Origin of the sequence: Herminiimonas sp. CN, from assembly GCF_000622895.1 — a bacterium.
GTDB lineage: Bacteria > Pseudomonadota > Gammaproteobacteria > Burkholderiales > Burkholderiaceae_D > AVCC01.
Genome location: NZ_AVCC01000001.1, coordinates 91837 through 110283, shown reverse-complemented (window position 1 = coordinate 110283; position 18447 = coordinate 91837). Strand labels below are relative to the sequence as shown.

The following is an 18447-nucleotide window of genomic DNA, read 5'->3' as shown; positions in this document are numbered from 1 at the left end:
TAGTCGCAGCGTAAAGCCCCGAACTATGTCACCTATACCTTGTGTCCAGCCGCCAGCGATGTTCCACTGTTCTGCTCCGAAACACATCCCTCCCTTTATATACTGTTTACACTATGTTCTATTATTTTTCTTAGTTTTTAGACTAGATTATAAGAAAAGAACAGAACAGTAGAACAAGTAATAGAAACAAGGACTTAGCATCAAATCCTCGTTCCAGAGTTCCGATTATTCAGCGATAGGCTCAAACGGGGCCTCAACCGTGCCGCTCCCGGCCTTTCCACCGCTGTGCGTGATGTCGTTTGACAGGTAGCCACTCCACAACGCGTTGGCCGGCATGGAACCGATCGCCGTCGCCGCAAACCCCCGGCTGCCGCCAACGGTACTGACGATATCCCCCAGCTGACCGATAGTCGGCCCACCCAATGAACCGATCCCGGTGCCGCCATGATGCAGGGAGGTGAAGGCGTCCACCCCGTACTGGGCCACGCCGAGCAATCCAGCACGCTGCCCTGCCGATGACAGATAGTCCCCCAAGTCCCAGTCCTGTTTCCAGGCAGGCTGTGAACCGCCGCCCTGAATCATACCCTTGGTCAGATCGGCTGCCAACATGACCGGGATGTATCCGGCCATCGCCACTGCCGGCGAGTAGTTGCCGTGTCTGGCCTCGTTCAGGACCCGCTTCAGGATCGTGTCCTGGAACGAGAACGCGAACTGCTTCATGTGGGCGATTAGCGAGTAGTGCGCGTCGTTCATCCAGATCGCTTTTTGCGACTGGTCCGGCCGCAGGACCGCGCCGTCAACCCAGGTGTTCACGGCCTGGCGCATCTTCAGATGGGCGGCTTCAGCAGCCTCTGCCTTGAACCCGGCCTTAACGAAGTCCTCGGCCCGCACCGCGACCCGGCCATCGACTAGCTTGATGTCGGCAGGCTTCAGGCCCAGCTCGGCCAGATAGCGCATCGAGTGTTCGTTGAAGTCGCCCTTACCGTGCTTCTTCAGGAACCCCATCGATGCCTCTGTGGCCGCCACACGTTGGCTGGTGTTCATCTGCTCCATCAGGTTCCATTTGAACAGCGTCTCGTTGATGGCGCGCGCCTTGTTGCCGACCGCGTTCAGCCCGTACGAAGCACCCATGACATGCTGCAGCACCGCGTTGTCGATCACCCCCATATCTTCAGCCAGGTGATAGCCTTCATCGTACTTCGGGTTGTGTTTGAACCCGCGCGGAATCTCCATAATGCCGCGCTTGAAGTTGTTGAACACGTCCTTGGCGCTACCGCCCCGCACCGCTACGCCGACCGGATCGATCAGGGATGAGAAGAAACCCATCGGCAGCAGGCGCAGGTTCTGATACACCATGATCTGTCCGAACAGCTTGCGCGTCTCCGGCTGCACGTCCGAGCCGAGCTGGCCGGTTACGCCCTCCAGGTACTTGTCAACGACAGCCATCTGGTCGGGCGCCGCGCCCTGCTTGATGGCGGCCTCACGCATCTTCTCCATCGGGGTCTGCCGTGTCGCCTCGAACTCGCGTTTCTCTGCCGAGCTCATTACCTCATACCGCTTCATCTCATCCACGGTCATGGCCTCGAACCGGCGCGACCATTCGGCACGACGGGTGCCCTGCTTGATGTAGCTGGTCAGCACGCGCATCGCGTTCTTCTCCATGAACGGCGCGGCGTCTTCGTTCGTGATGAAATGCAGATCGCGCTTCTTGGTGAACTGATCGCCCGGGCGCGCGCTGGCGTCGGCTGACTCCAGCTCCGAGCCGTCATCACGCATCAGGCGCGACATCAGCTGGTCGGCAGTACCCTTGAACTCGCCGGAGTCGACGTATTTCTGGATCATCGCCCTGAACTCGGCCTGATGGCCAGCGACATAGCCGGAGTCCCACTGGCGTGGCAGGTAGTTCTTGCCCAGGCCACGGTCGCCGACGTTCACCCCGGCGTCCTTCATGTATCCATGCATCTCGTCGAGCATGCCGCGGATGCTGACCATGAGGTGGTCGATCTTGGCGTTCTTCGGGGCAGTGCCCAGGGCGATGTTGGCAAAGGCCTCGTTGGCCTCCTCAAAGGTGAATGCCCCCTTCTCAGACATCCTGTTCACCAGTTTGTTACTGATCGAGCGCATCGCCGTACCGGCCGCCGGCAGGAAGCCTGCATCTTCTCCCTCTTTAGTGCCGTGCAGGCGCACCATGTCGGCGATCTTGGACAGCGCCGGGATGCCCATGTCCTGAATCCGCGCCGAGCCGATGCCGGCCACCGCATCCATCAGGTTAATCAGCGGCTTGGCCGACGCGTGCAGGTAGTCCAGTGTCTTGTTCCTGCCCTGCTCCATCATGTGTTTGTAGATGTGGCCGCGATCGCTGGCACCCTCGCCGACGCCCTTGGCGTATTCGCCGGAGGCGAAGTAGTCCATGATGTGCATCGCGCGCCTGTCGTTGCTCCAGACCCCCAACACTTTCCGGATCAGGTCGCCGACCTTGTCCAGGATTGTCTTGCCGCGGTCGCCCAGCTTCAGCATGCCGTTGGCGTGGAACTGAAACATGTAGGCGACGCGCTCCTCGGAGCTGCCCTCCACCTGTTTCAGCGCTTCGGGCTGATCCTTAAACTTCTCGCGCAGGAAGTTGCGCACGTATGCTGAGTCCGCTGCCTTCGTCAACGCCGCCATCACTTCCGGTCTGCCGTGCTGGCGCAGGCTGTCGGCCAGCCAGTGCAGCGACTCGTGGTATCCGACCGAGAGCGGGTCCAGCGCCCAGCGCGAAATATTGATAATCGGCCCATGCAAATCGGTCTTTTCATGAAATGCGCCGGCATACAGCATGTCGGCAGCCGCGTTGATCTCGACGTTCTCCCCGACCATCCTGGTCACGGCATCGACCGCAGCTTTCTGCTGCTCGGGGGTAGAGCCCTTGGCCTTGTCGGTGGCTTCGCGGGACAGCGCGCCACCCTCGGCTTCCTTCAGCCAGGCGTCGCCGGCTAGTGCTTTTTCCGCTGCCTTCTTCACCGCTTTTAGCGTGTACCGAAAATCTTCAGCCGCGTCCTGATCTTGGGGCGCGCGCTCCAGCCAACGCTGTGCCCACTCGTGTGCCTGCTTCGCTTTTTCTGTGGTGTAGTCTTTCGGCGGGTTATTCAGGTAGTCCAGTGTTTTTTCCGCGGTCTTGTTCAGGGCCGGGTAGTTCGCCTCCACTGCCTCCGGCTTCTCATTTCCTTTGATCAGCAGCCCATACGCCTCGGATGGGTCTTTCTCGACCAGCTCGGCGATGCGTTTATTAGCAGCGTCGATCAGGCCCCGCTTGAACTCGTTCGGCTTTTTGTCGGCGAGCAACACGTCCAGCATGGCCTGTAGTCCGTTCGGGTCGGAGCGCCGGGCGATCTGTGCCAGCGTCGCCGCATGTTGCGCACCACCTTCGTTGGCCACGGTGTCGGCCCAGGCGCCGCGCGCCGCCCCGGCCTCGATCTTGCTGCGGTACTTGCTCATCAGTCCGTCGATGGTACCGCCGACTGCAGAAGGCTTATCGAACCGGGCGATCTTCACCAGCTGCACCTGGTCTTCCGGCGCCAGCAGCTTGAAGTTGTCCAGCAGCATGCGCGCCTTGGTACCGATCGCGCGTCCAGCCACGGACTTGTTCGCCTCAAACTCCGAGATACGGTTGCCCAGACTGCGCACACCCTGTGGTGTCACCGTGCCCTCGTTCAGGCTGCCTTTGGGCACGATGCTCTTGCCACCGGTCAGAGAGCCGGTCTGCTCGCCGCGTGCGTTCTTCATCTTGGCGGTGATCGTACCTAGTGCGTCGCCATGCTCGGCATCAGCTAAATGAATCTGCCCTTCTGGGTCAGCCTCGGAGATACCGAGGGGTTGCGCGTCGCGCGAGGCGGCGTCGATCTCGCCAGCCTCCCCCTCAGATGTATGGGCGTCGGATGCCGCCTCAACGCGCAGCCGCTGCACTTCGGTGTAGTCCTTGGCGTCGATGGCTTTCTTATAGTCGAGCAGCTTGCGGTACTCGACACGGGAAGTGGCCTTATCGGTACCAGACTTCACATTGGTCTCGATGCGCTTCAGAGCACCAGCGACCTGCTGCGCTTCCTTGGCCCAGATCGCGCCCTCCTGCGGCGAACCGGCCTTCTTGCCACCCAACTTATCGAGCAGGGTGCCGTATCGCAGCTCGTCGCGCTGGGCTACACGCGACCGCTCCTTAGCCAAGTTGATGCCAGCACCGGAGTCACGTCCGGTTCCGTAGTCGTTGCCAAGCTCCTTACCCTCGGCGAACGCCGCACGATCGCCGCGCTTCTCGATAGCCGACTCCAGGTTCGGAATCACCTCTTCGGAATAGAACTTGATTTGGCGCTCATGGTATTCAAGCGACTTCTGCTGCGACTCGGACAGTTCACGCTTTTTAGCTATCGATTTTAAAGCGGCGATGGCTTTCTCGGATTTCTCTACACGTAGGGCGAAATCGGAAACCTTAGCGCGCATTTCGCTGGTAGTGCTGTCGGAGCCGGTGAAGTCTTCCTTCACGGTGTCGTTCTGGACTTTCTGCAACTCGCCCCAGGTAATGTCCTTGCCACCGCGCCGCGCCACCACTGTCTCGTCCGGTACGTGCAGCAGCTCTGACATGTGGTCCGACACTGCAGCGATACCTTCCTTGAACGCGCGCGCCAACTGATGCATACCGCCCTGCTCATCGACATCCGACTTGGGTAGTTTCTTCATCATGTGCGAAGCGACCCGCATGGCGTCGAGAATCGGCCCGGGGTGCGCATCGGTACCGGTATCGATCCGGCTGCTGGATTCGTAATGCGATGATTTCTTCTTGCCGTTCTTGTCCTTGCCGCTAAGGCGCATTGCGTCTATATCCTTCCACCCGAATGCTTCGCGGTCGGCCATCTTCTCGACGGCGATCATACCGTGCTCATCGGGACGGCCTTTGGTCATCTCGTTTAGCTGTTCGGGAAGGATACCAGTGCGCTTCGCGTGTTCCTTGGCGCTGACCCACGATACGTCGGCTGTAGGGTGTTCCTCCTGCGCCTGCCGCATCAGCCTCTCATACATAGTCTCCGCATTACCGTACTTGGCGCGCGCAACGTCCCGGTGCTCGATATAGGTGTCGCCTTTCTTTCCGCCACCATAGTATGCGGTCTCAGTGCCCTGCGCTGTTTCAAGTGGGTTGGCTTCTTCTCTGCGGTATGAGAACTCGTTTTCGTCGGTGTTCTCCCACGCGTTGGCTTTAGCTGCGTCAGTCCGGTCCGGCGGCGTGGTGCCGACCAGATCGGCCTCACCTTGTGCATGCTTGGCGAATGCCTCGTTGACTGCATCGGCCTTGTCGCCGAACACTTCGGTCAGCTTGGCGTTGATCTGCCCTTTCTTGACCGCCTGCTCGGCCGGCGTCATATCCTTGAACATGCGCTCGCCGGTCAGGTCCTGCATCTGCTTTACGAACTCCTTGATCTGCGGCGTGCGCACGGTATCGATCATGTGTTCAGGCAGCGCGTTGCGCACCACCGTCAACAGACTATCGTCGTGCTTCTGGACCTCGGAAATCTTGGTCAGCGCCTTGTAGAACGACTCGATCTTGGCCGGGTCCTTCGAACCCATCGCATCGTAGATTTTGGACAGGCGCGATACGGTGTCCTTGCCCAGCACGTCGATGGTCGCGCGCATCGCGGTGGCCGGCAGTTCACTGCCCTGCTCGCCGGCAACAATCAGCCTGCGCGTCATCGTGACAGCATTTTGCTTGGTGTCGTCGTCAAGGTAGTTCCACTCAGGTGAATCCATCAGCTCGTAAATGCCGGCATCGGCACCGGAGGCGTCTTTCGAGAAGCTGGCGCCCGCTGTGTCTTCCGCTCTGAGTGCGTCGAGCGCAGCGTTCGCATCTGCCACACTTTTCGCTGTCTGCCGCGCCTCGAAGTGTTGCGCATTGATATCGCTCACGCGCATCTGGCCGGCACTGGTAGTCGGGTCGATCTTGCTCAGTTCGTCCTGGAACCGGGAGGCGGTAGGGTCTTCCGCCAGCTTCTGCATGGTGCGCTGTGCTTTGGCGGCAGCCTCGGCACCACCCTGTGCGTCCTTGACGGCGGCCGTATCCGGGGTGTCCCCCTCGACGATCCCGCCACGAGCCTGAACATGCTCCTCACCGGTCGTCGGCTCGGAGCGTAGCGGTGTGCCGAGATCAGCCACCTTGTCGGCGAACGATTTCGGCGCTGCGTCGATCGACACACCGTTGGCCTTCTCGGCATCTGTGCCTTTTGGCAGCGGCTCTGAAGCCGGACCGCCAGCCTTCTTACCACGCATGCTGCCGGCGATGCCGGCGACCGCGAACGGCGCACCCATTACGGCGCCGCTGATCATCGCGTCGTTCTGCTCTGCGGTGTCGTGTGACATGTCACGATCGGGGTTCAGGTGGCTGGCTGCAGCCTGACCGATGCGTGCCGACACGTTGCCGGCGGCGGCATTGCCGAGTACCGCCTCTGGGACGTTGTCCATCACGGCCTTGCTGAACGGCATCGCCGCCTTCTCCACAGCGCCGGTAGCGGCCTTACCGAATAGCTTGCCGCCGACTACCTGTGGCACCACGGACATCGCCGCCGCTTCTGCGGTACCCGCGCCGACGCCGGTCAGCGTGCGCGTCATCACGTCCCGCTTGGCCTGCGCCGGATCGTTCTGCTGCGCTTCGAACTGCGCGCCGATGGTGGACGGTGCGGTGGCAGCAGTCATGCCGGCAATACCGGCCAGCGCACCCTTGCCGGGCATCAGCGTGGCCCCGGCGATACCAGTAGCCAGCCCTGGCAGCGAGCGCCCCAGCAGGCCGGTGCCGTAGTCCCAGCCATCTTTCAAGGTACGTACTTTTTCCCAAGTGGGGGTGTCGGCGGTCAGACGCTCGGCCTCCTGCTGGTTGAGGAGCGACTTGGCGCGCTGTTCCGTGGCGAAGTCATTTGCCCCGACCAGCTCACCACCCTGCCCGAGCAGAGCGTGGGTCTGGCCTGCAACGTCTTCCATGCCGCCGCGCAGACCTTTGGAGAAAGCGGACGGGGTATCTCTCGGTAGAACGCCCGTGTCAGGGGTGTTGTCCGCAGTCAGTTCGCTGATTCTGTCAAGTACGCCCATTATTTTTCGCCTTTCAGGCCCGCGCTAAACTGAGTGGAATTAACATGCCTGAAATCAGGCCAGAATGCATTCGCCGGTTCGGTGTATCGCAGGTTATTGGCGCGGACTTTTGACCCGTTGCCCAGTGTCACGGTGTCGCTACCGAAGATGTTTGATCCAGGAGCCGTCTTTGGGTCGATTGCGTATCCGCTCAGCCGTGAATCGACCGGGACAGAACCGCCGGGAAGAATGGAGTGTGTCTGCATGACGCGGTCTTTAATCGCAGCCTGCGACATTAATTGCCGGAGATCATCAGGCCCGAGTGCGGCGATGCCCTTACGGCCCAGAGTCTTCATTGTCGCTTGCGCCTCAGCATAGTGCTGGCTGCCAGCAGGTACCTTTGCCAAGTCCTGGATTCGCGCACCCAGCTCGTCGTGGATAGCCTGACTGGCAGCACCTACGCGAGCGGTGTCTGGTTTACCGTCAGGCCCTGCGAACATCGTGCCGAGCTGATCATTGAGGTCCTTCGTCGCTTTGTCGCGTTGCCCGAAATCGGTTTCGTCCTGCTTCTGGTTGAACTCACGGTCCTTATTGCCCTGCTCGACGCCGAACTTGTTGCGGTCCCACTGCATCTGGCGCAGGTTCTGCTGGAGCTGACGTTCTCCCTGCCAGCGCGCGGTGTCGTTGGAGCGCAGGCTGTTACGTTCATTGACCGCGTTGGCCTCGGCTGCATTGCGCGCGTTCACCGCCGCTACGCCGGTATAGCGTGACCCACCGCCGCTGCCGAAACCCATCGTGCCGGCATCGTTGTCCGCCATCCGCAGGCCATGCACCTCGCGCTGCAGGTCACTGGTGCGGTTCATGTCCGCGATCTTCTGCGCCGTCATTTCACGCTGCAACTGGTCGCCTTTGCCACCATCGGGGGTGCCTATGCCGGTGAACGTGTCAATCTTGCCTCCATCGAGCTTAGAGGAGGAGCCGTAGATGTTGGCGTTGCCGCCAAAGATGCCGAGGTTCACAGCCTGCCCGCCCTCGACAGTTCTGATAGGTGAGCGCTTGCTGAAGTCGAGGTTGATACCGGTGCCGGGGTTCGGACCTCCGTTGCCACGCAGGCTGGTCGGCAAGGAGTTCTGGGAGTCCATGTTCACGCCGTTCTCGACCAGCCACTTCTGCTGAGGGGTCATCGGGGTCGCAGCGGACGCGGCTGCCGGTGCGGTTGGGACAGAATCGGGCGCTGACGCGTGCGTCTGCGACATCAGGGAGCCGGATGCGGCCACCGACTGCGGCCCTACTGCCCTCGCGGCCAGCCCCGTCGCCTGGCGCACCCCCAACGGCGTCGTGGCAGCTTCGGCGGGAGCCGCATACGGCGCCAGTTCCCGGGAGGCAGATAATGTAGGGCCGGCCGCCGACGCGGTGGGGGTGGCACCAGCCGCTACCGACTCGCCTGCCGCCGGCGCTTTGGAGAACATGCCCCGCACACCGTTCCACGCAGATGACGCGGCGTTACCAACCCCGGAGGCGATGTCTGATGCCGCGCCGCCGATCTTGGAGACGACACCGGGGCCGGCGTCTGCAACAGCGCCTGCGCCACGCGCGCCGAGCAGGCCGAGCCCGGTAACGGGGGCGATCACATCCCACGGCATGGTCTGCGCGCCGGGGCTATTGAGGATTTTCTGGGAGTTGTCGCGCAACGACTGCTGCGCTGGCGTGGCAGTCCCGCCCTGCACTGCGCTGTAAGCGTTGTCCTCATTGATTTTGCCCTGCGTGCGCAGGTCAGGGAAGGTGCCGCGAAGGCTCTGCCCCAGCTGTTTGGCAGCATCCCAAGCGGGCATGGTCCGTCTGTCCGGCATGCCGCCGTCAGCGTAGCCTCCGCGCAGGCCGTTGTTCACCGGTGCGTGCGTAGCGTCCTTGAGCTGGTCCAGGTTCTCCTTGCCGATGTGGCGCACGGTGTCTGCCGGCAGTACGTACTCGCCCTTCGACAGCATGGCCGGCACGCTGTCGCTGGTACCGGTACCGGGGCCACGGACAGTACCTTGCTGGCGCAGGCCTATATTTTGGATGTTTTGGACATTGCCGCCGTTGGCGAAGGCTTGGGGCATTTGGGGCATTTGGGGTTGCTGCATGGGGGTGGGTGCGGATGCCACGTTACGAGCAGCGATCTGCCCCTGAAGACCTGTATTAGTGCGGATAGACTCAGTAGCAGTACTTGCCAACCCCTGAAGGGCCGACGATAAAGAAGATGGGGGCTGCATCAGGGACGGATCGAAATAGCCGCCGTCTGCCATACGCAGGCCGGACATTTGTGCTTTCGCCTTGAATGCTTTCTGGATGTTGTTCATGGTGCCTCTATATAAGATTATGCTTAGATGCGAGTGTATCTAATTAGAACGGAAGAGTACAGGGCGAAAGAAAAGGCAGCGAACTGCCTTTCTGATTTAGTAGCACATAACTCTGTTTCCGGCAGTGTAGCAACTTGTCGCTTTCGGCCGCTTCCGCTCAGCAGTCGCCTGCCTGTCATATACGACCGACTGCTCCACGTAGTCGCGCTGCTCCTGCGTGACCGTCAACGACCGGGCCCTCTCGTAGTCCCTGGCCTGCACCGCTTTCACGATCATGTCATTCAGGCGACGGGTATCGGTCGAATCCGCCCAAGCGAACTGGCTGATTAGGCATAGGCTAAATATTATGGTTTTCATTATTCTTCCGAAGGACTTGCGCCCCAGCCTCTCCATAGTTTCCTACCTGTGGGCTGCGCTGAGTATCTTGTACTCGTGCGCAACCCCAGTGCTTTCTTAATAGCCCATCGCCGAAAATCACTGTCGAAGTCAGGTTGATTGGACATGAGCCTGAGATACATGTCTCTGGCCGCCAAGACCCGCTTTACACCCCTCGCGTAGCTTTCTTCCAGTGTGCGCTCGCCGATCCCATCACGCCAGATGTCCGTCATGCTGTAGTGCCTAATAGCTGCCCGCAACGGCTCCAAGCTGACTACCGCTCTGCCGCCGAGACACGACTCCACGTCCCGCTCATACTGGCGTAACCCATACCGCTTCGCTTCCGCCGCCGCTTCCCCCAGCCGCTCTTGCGCTTTGGTTTTATCGAGTACGGCTAATCGCCGAGTAATCTTTCCAGGTTCGCCACGAAAATCACCTGACGCAAGCACACCGTATGGGAACTCCCGCAGCCCAGACTGAAACTCGCAGACGAAGCGTTTGTAGGCAGCAGAGACTATCACCCCCGCCCCATACGATTTATGGAAGACTTCCCAACCGACAAGATAATCCTGCTCGCTTACTCCGTCCATGAACTACCCTCCCTAGCTCCATCTCAGAAACATTCGTTCTGTCCTCAAGCGTTGCTCGTACGATGTTCATGTAGCTGGCCCTACCTTTGTCTGGCGAACATCCTAGCTATTGTTCTCATCCGTCATAGCTACCAGGGAGTCGGCCCGGCGAGTCAAGCAGGTCCCCATGCCTGTACGTGGAACGTATACCCACCGGATGTAGCCTCATCAGTAGTGGCGCCTCAGGGTCATCAGGAGGTTCTGGTTCGAATTTATGGTAGCCAGTGCTTTCTTTTACAAACCAGTCTTTCGCTCCCTTATGCCCCTGTGCGTATAGACGCGAAAAGCACTTGAGTACGTCAGGGTACGTGTAAATGTCGGAGTTCGTTAAACTCTGGTCCATCTCCAACGCGAACATATACCACCGCTCCAGCATATACTTTCGCCACGCCTCCTCGTACGCCCCGTAGGTGACCGCTCTACCAGAACACATACCCATGAAGTGCTGCTGCGCAGAGGTCATCGGGGTGATCGCCCCTACCATCAGTGCATTAAGCCAAGCACCGTACCTGGTCAATAGCCGCTGTTCATCAGCAGTGAACTGAGCAAGCGCGACGTGGGGGTCGAACTGCCTGCCCAAAAATTCCTTATGTAGCGACTTCACGAGTGGTGCCCTCCATCCGCCGTAGGGCTACACCGAGAACTTCGTGGAGCACTCCGGGCATTTCGGACCCGACGCTTTCTTACCTATTAAGTACCCTCCCGCGGCTAGAACTGGGATCGCAACCCAAGCACCCGAAACTGCGGTGCCGAGGATAGCAATGCCTGCCCCAGCGCCGAGCTTCGCGCCTACAGCCATCCCGGCAACGCTTGCGCTAAATTTCTTGCTTCCCTTTATGGTGTGTAAGAACCCGTGCCCGCATTTCGGGCAAAACAGCTTCTGCACGGTGTTCAGGTTACTCATATCGTCCCTCAGAGAAATCTTAACAAACTCATATCCTACACCGAGTTTTGTTACCCTCCGTACATTTTCTATCCTCAAGCGTTGTTCACCACCAACGTATTCATCCCCGACAGTGCCGCCGACGCCAGCTGGCCGTACACGCTGCCGGCCGTCATCGCGGTGTCCGCCACTGCCTTGGCACGCGCCAGGTTGACCTGTGCGGAGCCGAGCTGGGCCTGCACGTCCATGCCTGCGACGGCGACGCCGATGTCCCCAACCGCCTTGTAGTTCGCTGTCGCCGACTGGGCGGCGGCCACTGCAGCCTGACTGGCTACCTGATACGCCTGCACGGTCTGGTTCTGGTATTGGATCATGCTGGAGACCCGGCTGCCCTCGGCGCCCACCAGCGCCGAGAAGGCGTTGACCTGGGCTGCCGCATAGGTGGCCTTGGCCTGATTGCTCATCGCCACCGCCCTGACCTGCTCGCTCTTGGCCTCCACCTTGGCCTTGTAACCGGTCCACTCGGCCGCATAGGCCTGCACCTGGGTGCCGTAGACACGCGCCTTGGCTTCTTCGCCACCAACCGCGGCGGTGAAACCCTGCCACTCGGCGGTCTTGGCTTGGGTCTGCACCGCGTAGGCCTGCACCTGCTGGCCGAACATCTCCAGCTTCAGCTTCTCCAGAGACGCCTGGCTGACCACTGCGTCGATGCGGGTCCGGTACATGGTGACCAATGAGGTCATCGCACTGATCTGCTCGCGGTAGACGCCGACCTTGGCGACATCGACCTGGGTCAGCGCCTGCAGCGCGGCGATCTCGGCCTTGAACAGTTCGATGCTGGCCAGCGCGCCCTTGAGTTTGGTCTCGAACACCGAAGCCTCGGCCTTGTAGCCCTCCAGCTTGGCCTGATACGCCTTGACCAACGTGTTGTAGATTTCAATCATCGCTGACAGGATCGACTTCGCATACTCCAGCGCCTGGCCGTTCAGGCCGATCAGGTTCTGGTGGTAGCTGATCGAGGCCGACAGCACCGCGGTGCGCAGGCCGGTCGAGGTGGTCACCGCCCACTGCATGTTTTGCTGCTCCAGTTCGGCCTGCTTAACCGCGATCTCGGTCGAGGCCCGTGCGTTGTTGTCAGCCCCGCCCTGCCGCGCCTGCTGCATGGCGGAAAACAACGCGCCGGACGGCAGCGTGAAGCCGCGCTTGGCGGCGTCCTTCAGCGCGAGGTCGCGGGTGCGCCGGTACTCGGCATTGACCTTGTCGCGACTGCGTTCATAGATCGCGTTTTCGGTTGCCGGGCTCAGGGCGGTGCCGCCGTCCAGATACGTGCTCAGCTTGTCCTCGATCCTGGACATCTGGTTTTTGTACTGCGGGTTGTAGCGCGCCAGCATGCTGTCGAGCTGGCCGTCCAGTGCCGCCACCATCGACGGCGCCGCATCGCGGTAAGCGGTGGTGAACTGCTCGGCATAGTCGCTCGGGGCGGCGCCCAGATCGTCCGGCTTCAGCGCGTCGAAGCGCGGCAGCAGTATGTCGGGCTTGGTCGGCGCCGTCCGGTCGACGATATTCGGCAATGCAGGAACGATCAAGTCCGGTGCATCGGGGAAAGTAAAGTCAGTCCTGACCGTCGGTGCGGTGCCGACGAAGCTGCCCAGCTGGGACGGCTTCGGGATCGCGTCGAGGTTGATATTCGGGCTGGAGGCATTCAGGTGCGGCTCGCCGCCCAGCCCACCCAGGGGGTCGGGAATCGGCGTCGGCATCTCCGGCGCGTTCGGGCGAGTGGGAGTCACGAACCCGGGCGCCGAGAAAGTCGGGGCGACGGCGGGGGCAAACGGCGGCAGCTGCGGCAGGCCCGGCATGGCGAAGTGGGCCGAGGTGCCGCCCGAAATGCCGCTGATCGCGCTCTGGGCAGAGTTCATCGCCCCCTGCGCGCCATCGAAAGTAGTGGCGGCAAAGCCGCGCGCGTCATTGATGAGTGCGTCGATTCCTGCGGACATTAAGAACTCCTCTTTTTAGGGGTTTGGTTTTCGAAAGCAGCCATTTAGATCGCCCTTTCCAGGATTTCGTTTTCGAGGTCGAGGGAGTCGATCTCAATGAAGCCGCCGGCCGGGTCGGCCAGCTCCAACGCGAAGTAACGCGTGCGCACGCCCTTACCGAAGACTTGCCGGTAATTCTGTGCGGTGCTGGAGCGCGGCGTCGTGTAACTGTAGGTCAGGTTCTGTTCTTCGCCAACCACCAGCGTGACCTCTACCTGGGAGATCAGGCGCGCACCGATGTAGACCGAGCGCACCCGCTTCAGCTGCTTGCTGCCGGCGTCGGTCAGCGCGGTACGCAGCGACCATGCGATCGGTGCGCCGGCATCGGTGTCGCCCTCCAGCAGGTACAGGCCATCGGCCGCCACGCCATAATAGTGGTCGTGGAAGCGCACAATTTGCGTGAACGGGTAGTTGGTGTAGTGCGTGACTTCTCTGACGTCGGGGTCGAACTGGTTCTGCGGATTGCGGTCGAGTCCGGTCAGCAAGTTCACCGCGTAGGCCTCGTACTCGAGCGCCACCACCGCACTGCCGTAGGCCACCAGCCGGTAGCCGGGATTGACCAGGCGCGCGGCGCCGGAGCCGGCCGGACGCAGTCTCGGCCCAACCAGCCGGGCCACGCCGAAATTCTCGGCGTGGCCCGACGCGGCGAATCGGCATAGTGGCAACCGCATGATGGCGCGACCAACGCTGCCCTGGGTGCCGCCGGCCGTAATCTTGCCTTGACCACCGATGCGCACCGACAATACCGCGCCGGAGTACGCGACGACTTTCGATTTGCCCGGCTGCACCATGCGCGCGGAGGCGATTCCGCCAGCGGTGCCGGAGGCGGTCAGTTTACCGGGTTGCGCGGCCAGATAGGCGCGACCGATGATCACGCCGATGCCGGTCGCCATCAGGTTTCCCGACTCGGCGCCCAGTTTGGCGACACCGCCGCAATTTGCGGTCAACTTACCCCTGATGCTGCCCCTGAACGCATTCGGTTCACGGCGGGTGCCGGAGGCGGTCAGCTTGCCAGCTCGTGGGTTGGTGAGGAATGCATAGCCCCGGCTTCCTACCGGTTCGCTACCGAAGGCTTCTGTGAAGGCGAGCTCTACCCGAGATTCCCCATGGGCGTGGTCGGCTCCGTTCGTAGCCGTCATGGACAGTTCGACAGCGCCAACTCCATTCGTACCGTTGAGCCATCTCCCAGAAACTTGTAGGGGTGACATGCTGGCCGCACTTAGCGCGAATTGGGGCATAAGCGCATCGCCTCCAGATTCGACCTTCGTGTTAAGGGGGGTCAACGCCACCGCTCCTGCGCCGTAGTTAAAACTGGCCCCCACAACCTTCGTTGGCGCTAGGCTCGTGTGCGCGGTGATTCCGGTATGCATCCCGATAGCCGTTCTGAGCGGCGCCAGGTAAGTATTACCCCCGTCCTGACCTACGTCGTACCCCAAGGTACGGAGTGGAGCAAGGCCGGCGCTGTACGTTACTGGGGTCCATCCGCCAGACCCGTCCAGTACCCATTCCCCAGTATCAACCAGGTCGCTTGGGTCGCCGTCGCCCCCCGTAGTCCCTCCGGTCCCGGGGCCTTTCCAGTGCCCCGCGACCCCGCGCAGAATAGTATCGATTTGCGGGTTGACGATCGTGTCGCCGCCACTGTACAGCATCGTGTTTACGACCAGCGCAGTATCGCCGCTCGGCACCAGGCTGGCGTACAGCAGCGTGTCGTTCTGGTAGTAGCTGATCTCAGCGCCGCGGCGTTGGATCGTAAACACGTCGCTACTGGCGAACACCGTCTTGTGCCCACGGTCTTGCCCCTGCTCTTTAACACACGCCAGACCCCCCGTCAGGTATATCCCGTACTCGACTGCCGCATGACTGTTGCCGGCATCCGCATGGCTTAGTCCGACTACGCCGCCCACGATAGAGGCGAGGGCACTGAAGTGAAACGCTTTGTCGCCCTCGACTACGGCGATACCGACTGCCCCGGAATTCCACCCCAGGTGGAAATCGGGAATGTTCGTGGCGGGAGTTCCCAGCTTGTAGGGGGTCGGTAATATCCACTTGGCCGGAACAAGCTGGACTGGGTACGTAACGAATCCGATGGCGAGTGGAGCCACCCGGTACACACTGAAGTAATTCAGGCCCGTTTGCCCTGCCCACATGACGATGTCTTCGGCCCCCGGCGTATAGTATTGAGGGTCGGGTATCCAGTAGCCGCTTCGTCCTGGGTTCGTCGGCACCTCCGGCGTGTACCGGTAGGTTACCTCCTTACTGAGTATAGTCATGGCGTGGCTTTCTTGTCTTTGTTGAGCTGCCCGAAGAACATGCTGCTGCCGCGGACGATGTTACTGACCCTCGCCCCCTTATCGGTCAGGACGACGTTCTGACCGATATTCACGGATGCAGCAAACAGATAACTATCCGTCGCGTTAAATGGGTGTTGGAGGTGCAGCTTACCCGCCGCCAGCTGACAGAGGTAGAACAGGTCTTCCTGCGTCACGCTTCTGCCATAGGCGCTGTTATAGAGGTCGAGGTGAGCAGCTCTGACATCCTCGTAGGTTCCATCGCTCTGCCGGATGTTTAGAGAGATGGTGTCAACAAACCCCTGCTTAACGTTCATCGGGTCTAGCGGTGTATGTACGGCACTGTTGACCCAATCCTGTTGCCCTGGATAGGCCACGACTAGCGGTGACACTACACTCCAGTGCCCTTCAGGGTGTACTGTGAATGCGGAGAAGTCGCTACTGGCGAAGCAGCCGAGCGCCCGAACCCCGTACCAGACGGCCCCGGTGTTATAGATAGCCTGCGGCGGGATGCTGCGGTCCGGGCGGTAATAGCTGGTGCGAAACTCAGCCTGCGGAGTAGTCACCGCGGCATAGCGGAAGCGTCCTATCGATGAGCCATTATCCGTGAGCACCCCGGTATCGTTTGGGGGTAACCACGTCATGCCTGTGAGGTCGACGACGGAGAACGTATCCATCTCCGCAGCCAGGGCCATGTCGTCACCCAGATAAAGCGAAGGGTCGGCTGTACCGTAGATTGTGACGTCGAGCTTCTTGATGAAGTCAGTGACGTTATGGACCGCCCCATCGAATTCACGGTGCTTCTTCTCATACCAAGACTCCGTCATCAGCGCCATGACGCGTAGGTCATAGGACAGGATGCGCATCGAGTAAATCTGCGAGTGGTAGTTTGCGATGGCCGGGTCAGCACTATTAATCGGAGTCGGGATCAACGAGCCGCCACTGTCACGCACCATCTTGAATGTCGTGAGTTGTTTGATCGTCGTACCGGCCGTAAGGTTTTTGATGGATACGACGACCTGCTCATTAGCTGCGATATACCCCGGCACCGGGTAGCTGCTTGTGAACGGGTAAGCGTCGGCGGTCATAATGATCAGGTCATCGAGCATAGCGCCGTACTCCTCACCCCCTGGACGTTTGCCCCAGGAATAGTCGGCAGCGACGATATAGCTGTTCGTCTCGTGCGGATCGACGGTCCGGGAGACTGCTACGGAGAAGGAGAAATCCTCCAGGTTCGGCCCGGTTATCGCCAGCTCGATGGACAGTTCCATTAGCCCCGGCAAGGCCTCTTGTATCAAGAACTCCACCGGACCAAAGGCAGAACCGTGCGCGGAGCTAACAAGTTCATCGAGGTGACCGGGCTCCATAATCCTCGGAGTTTGGTAATCCCGATACACTACAGAAGCGGCTCTGGTCGCAGTGCTGTTGAAAGCCCACCTGTATTGAGGGTACTGGTATAGATATTGCCCCCACCCCTCTGAGTCTTTTCCCAACCGGTGTGTAAAATCGCGGGCCGACTCCGTAGGTGATCTACGTGCCCAGACCGGCAATGGTGCTTGCTGCCTCTTTACATATTTCTCAGGGACCTGTGTCTTGATCAGTTGATCTGCATATAGCGGGTCGGCTAACAGTTCTTTATCTGTCGCTCCGATCGGGTAGGCATGAAACATGTTCGTCACATCAGACATGATCAGGAATACACGTCGACCGTACTCAGGGTGGACGACGGTACGCATCGCCGCCCGTTTATACCAATCCGAATCGGGGGCCAGCCCTATATCGCCGATCGGACGCTTCGCTCCTTTTTCGAATAGCCCAGGCGCGATATCATATGTCAGGTCGTAGGACCGCACGTAATCGAGGGCAATGCTGTTCACTAACAGATTTGTAGTATCTGTGGAAGACGACCAAGAGTCAGTTAACATTCGCGACGTATCGAGCTTGCCGTCAACACTGCCGAAATATGCATGCTCGACCAGATTCTGTATCTGCCACATGCCTCTATGGGGCATGAATTTGGCCATGTCGTCCGGAACATATGAGGACTCCCAGCTGCCGTCGGGGGAGTCCTCGGAGGTAGAGCCGGCCGCGCTTGCCTTGAATTTCTTGTTCATCCGAACCGCAGAGCCGCACAGCATGTCGAACCCGGCGATACTGCCTGGCACCCAGGTGCCGCCCGTCGATACGAACTCATAGCCGAACCCCTGGACCCAGATCGTGACTTGGCCGGCGTCGGCCGACTGCAGCTCCAGCAGGATCGTAGCCTCGTCAGCCTGGATGGTGCGACTGAACGGAAACAGCTGCGGCACACTGGCGAAGTAGCGCAGCTTGGAAAGCGCGAAGGGCAGATATGTTTCTGCCCCGTCGCCGATCAGTTTTTTACCGATGTTGGTCAGCATTATGCCCAGCCCTGAACGTTATCCCCGGAGGCCATTTAGTTCCCTTGCATCGATGACTCACTTACCGCTCGCATTCTCGGTGCATAGCTTGTAGTCAGTCCAGAAGAACGCCCCGCCGGAGTCGGGGAATCCGGATATGCAGATCACGACATCCGTATCCCGGGTGATCCCGATCATGCAGAATCTTCCACCCCCGAACGCTATAATCGCATCGTTGATGTCCGGGAGAGGGTCATAGTCGCTCTCGACCAGGCCGGTGCCGTCGGGGGTCAGTACCCCGTAAGCGGGGCAGAATAATATCTCGCCACCTCGCAGCGCACTGACAAACCCGTTGCTCGCGGCGACCAGCTCCGGCGTGGAGGGCGGATTACCGGATGACCAGTCACCGCCGTCTTGACTTACGAGATATACAGCGTCGCTCATC

General features: G+C 60.4%; 8 protein-coding genes. All 8 read right to left on the bottom strand.

Going from position 1 to position 18447, the window contains the following annotated elements:
* Positions 1-225: 225 nt before the first annotated feature.
* Positions 226-7098, bottom strand: coding sequence for a hypothetical protein (locus HMCN_RS0100570; RefSeq protein ID WP_035625124.1), 6873 nt, complete (start codon positions 7096-7098; stop codon positions 226-228).
* The gene (locus HMCN_RS0100565) at positions 7098-9416 is read right to left on the bottom strand and encodes a hypothetical protein (RefSeq protein WP_025915538.1); all 2319 of its coding nucleotides are present in this window, start codon (positions 9414-9416) and stop codon (positions 7098-7100) included. The genes HMCN_RS0100570 and HMCN_RS0100565 overlap by 1 nt, the downstream gene beginning before the upstream one ends.
* A 356-nt stretch (positions 9417-9772) precedes the next feature.
* Positions 9773-10381: a hypothetical protein gene (locus HMCN_RS0100555; protein ID WP_025915536.1), complete on the bottom strand. Its 609-nt coding sequence runs from the start codon at positions 10379-10381 to the stop codon at positions 9773-9775.
* A 115-nt stretch (positions 10382-10496) separates the two neighbouring features.
* Positions 10497-11024, bottom strand: a complete 528-nt coding sequence (maoP, locus tag HMCN_RS20060; RefSeq protein WP_025915535.1) for a DUF413 domain-containing protein — start codon at positions 11022-11024, stop codon at positions 10497-10499.
* Positions 11025-11398: 374 nt separating this feature from the next.
* Positions 11399-13297, bottom strand: a complete 1899-nt coding sequence (locus HMCN_RS0100540; protein ID WP_025915533.1) for a hypothetical protein — start codon at positions 13295-13297, stop codon at positions 11399-11401.
* Between the two features lie 44 nt (positions 13298-13341).
* Complete coding sequence (locus tag HMCN_RS0100535) at positions 13342-14475, bottom strand: hypothetical protein (RefSeq protein WP_155837287.1); 1134 nt, start codon at positions 14473-14475, stop codon at positions 13342-13344.
* A gap of 1127 nt (positions 14476-15602) precedes the next feature.
* Positions 15603-18023, bottom strand: coding sequence for a hypothetical protein (locus tag HMCN_RS0100525; RefSeq protein ID WP_025915530.1), 2421 nt, complete (start codon positions 18021-18023; stop codon positions 15603-15605).
* Positions 18024-18080: 57 nt separating this feature from the next.
* Positions 18081-18446 (bottom strand): hypothetical protein, encoded by a 366-nt coding sequence (locus HMCN_RS0100520; RefSeq protein ID WP_025915529.1) that lies wholly within the window; start codon positions 18444-18446, stop codon positions 18081-18083.
* Position 18447 lies beyond the last annotated feature (1 nt).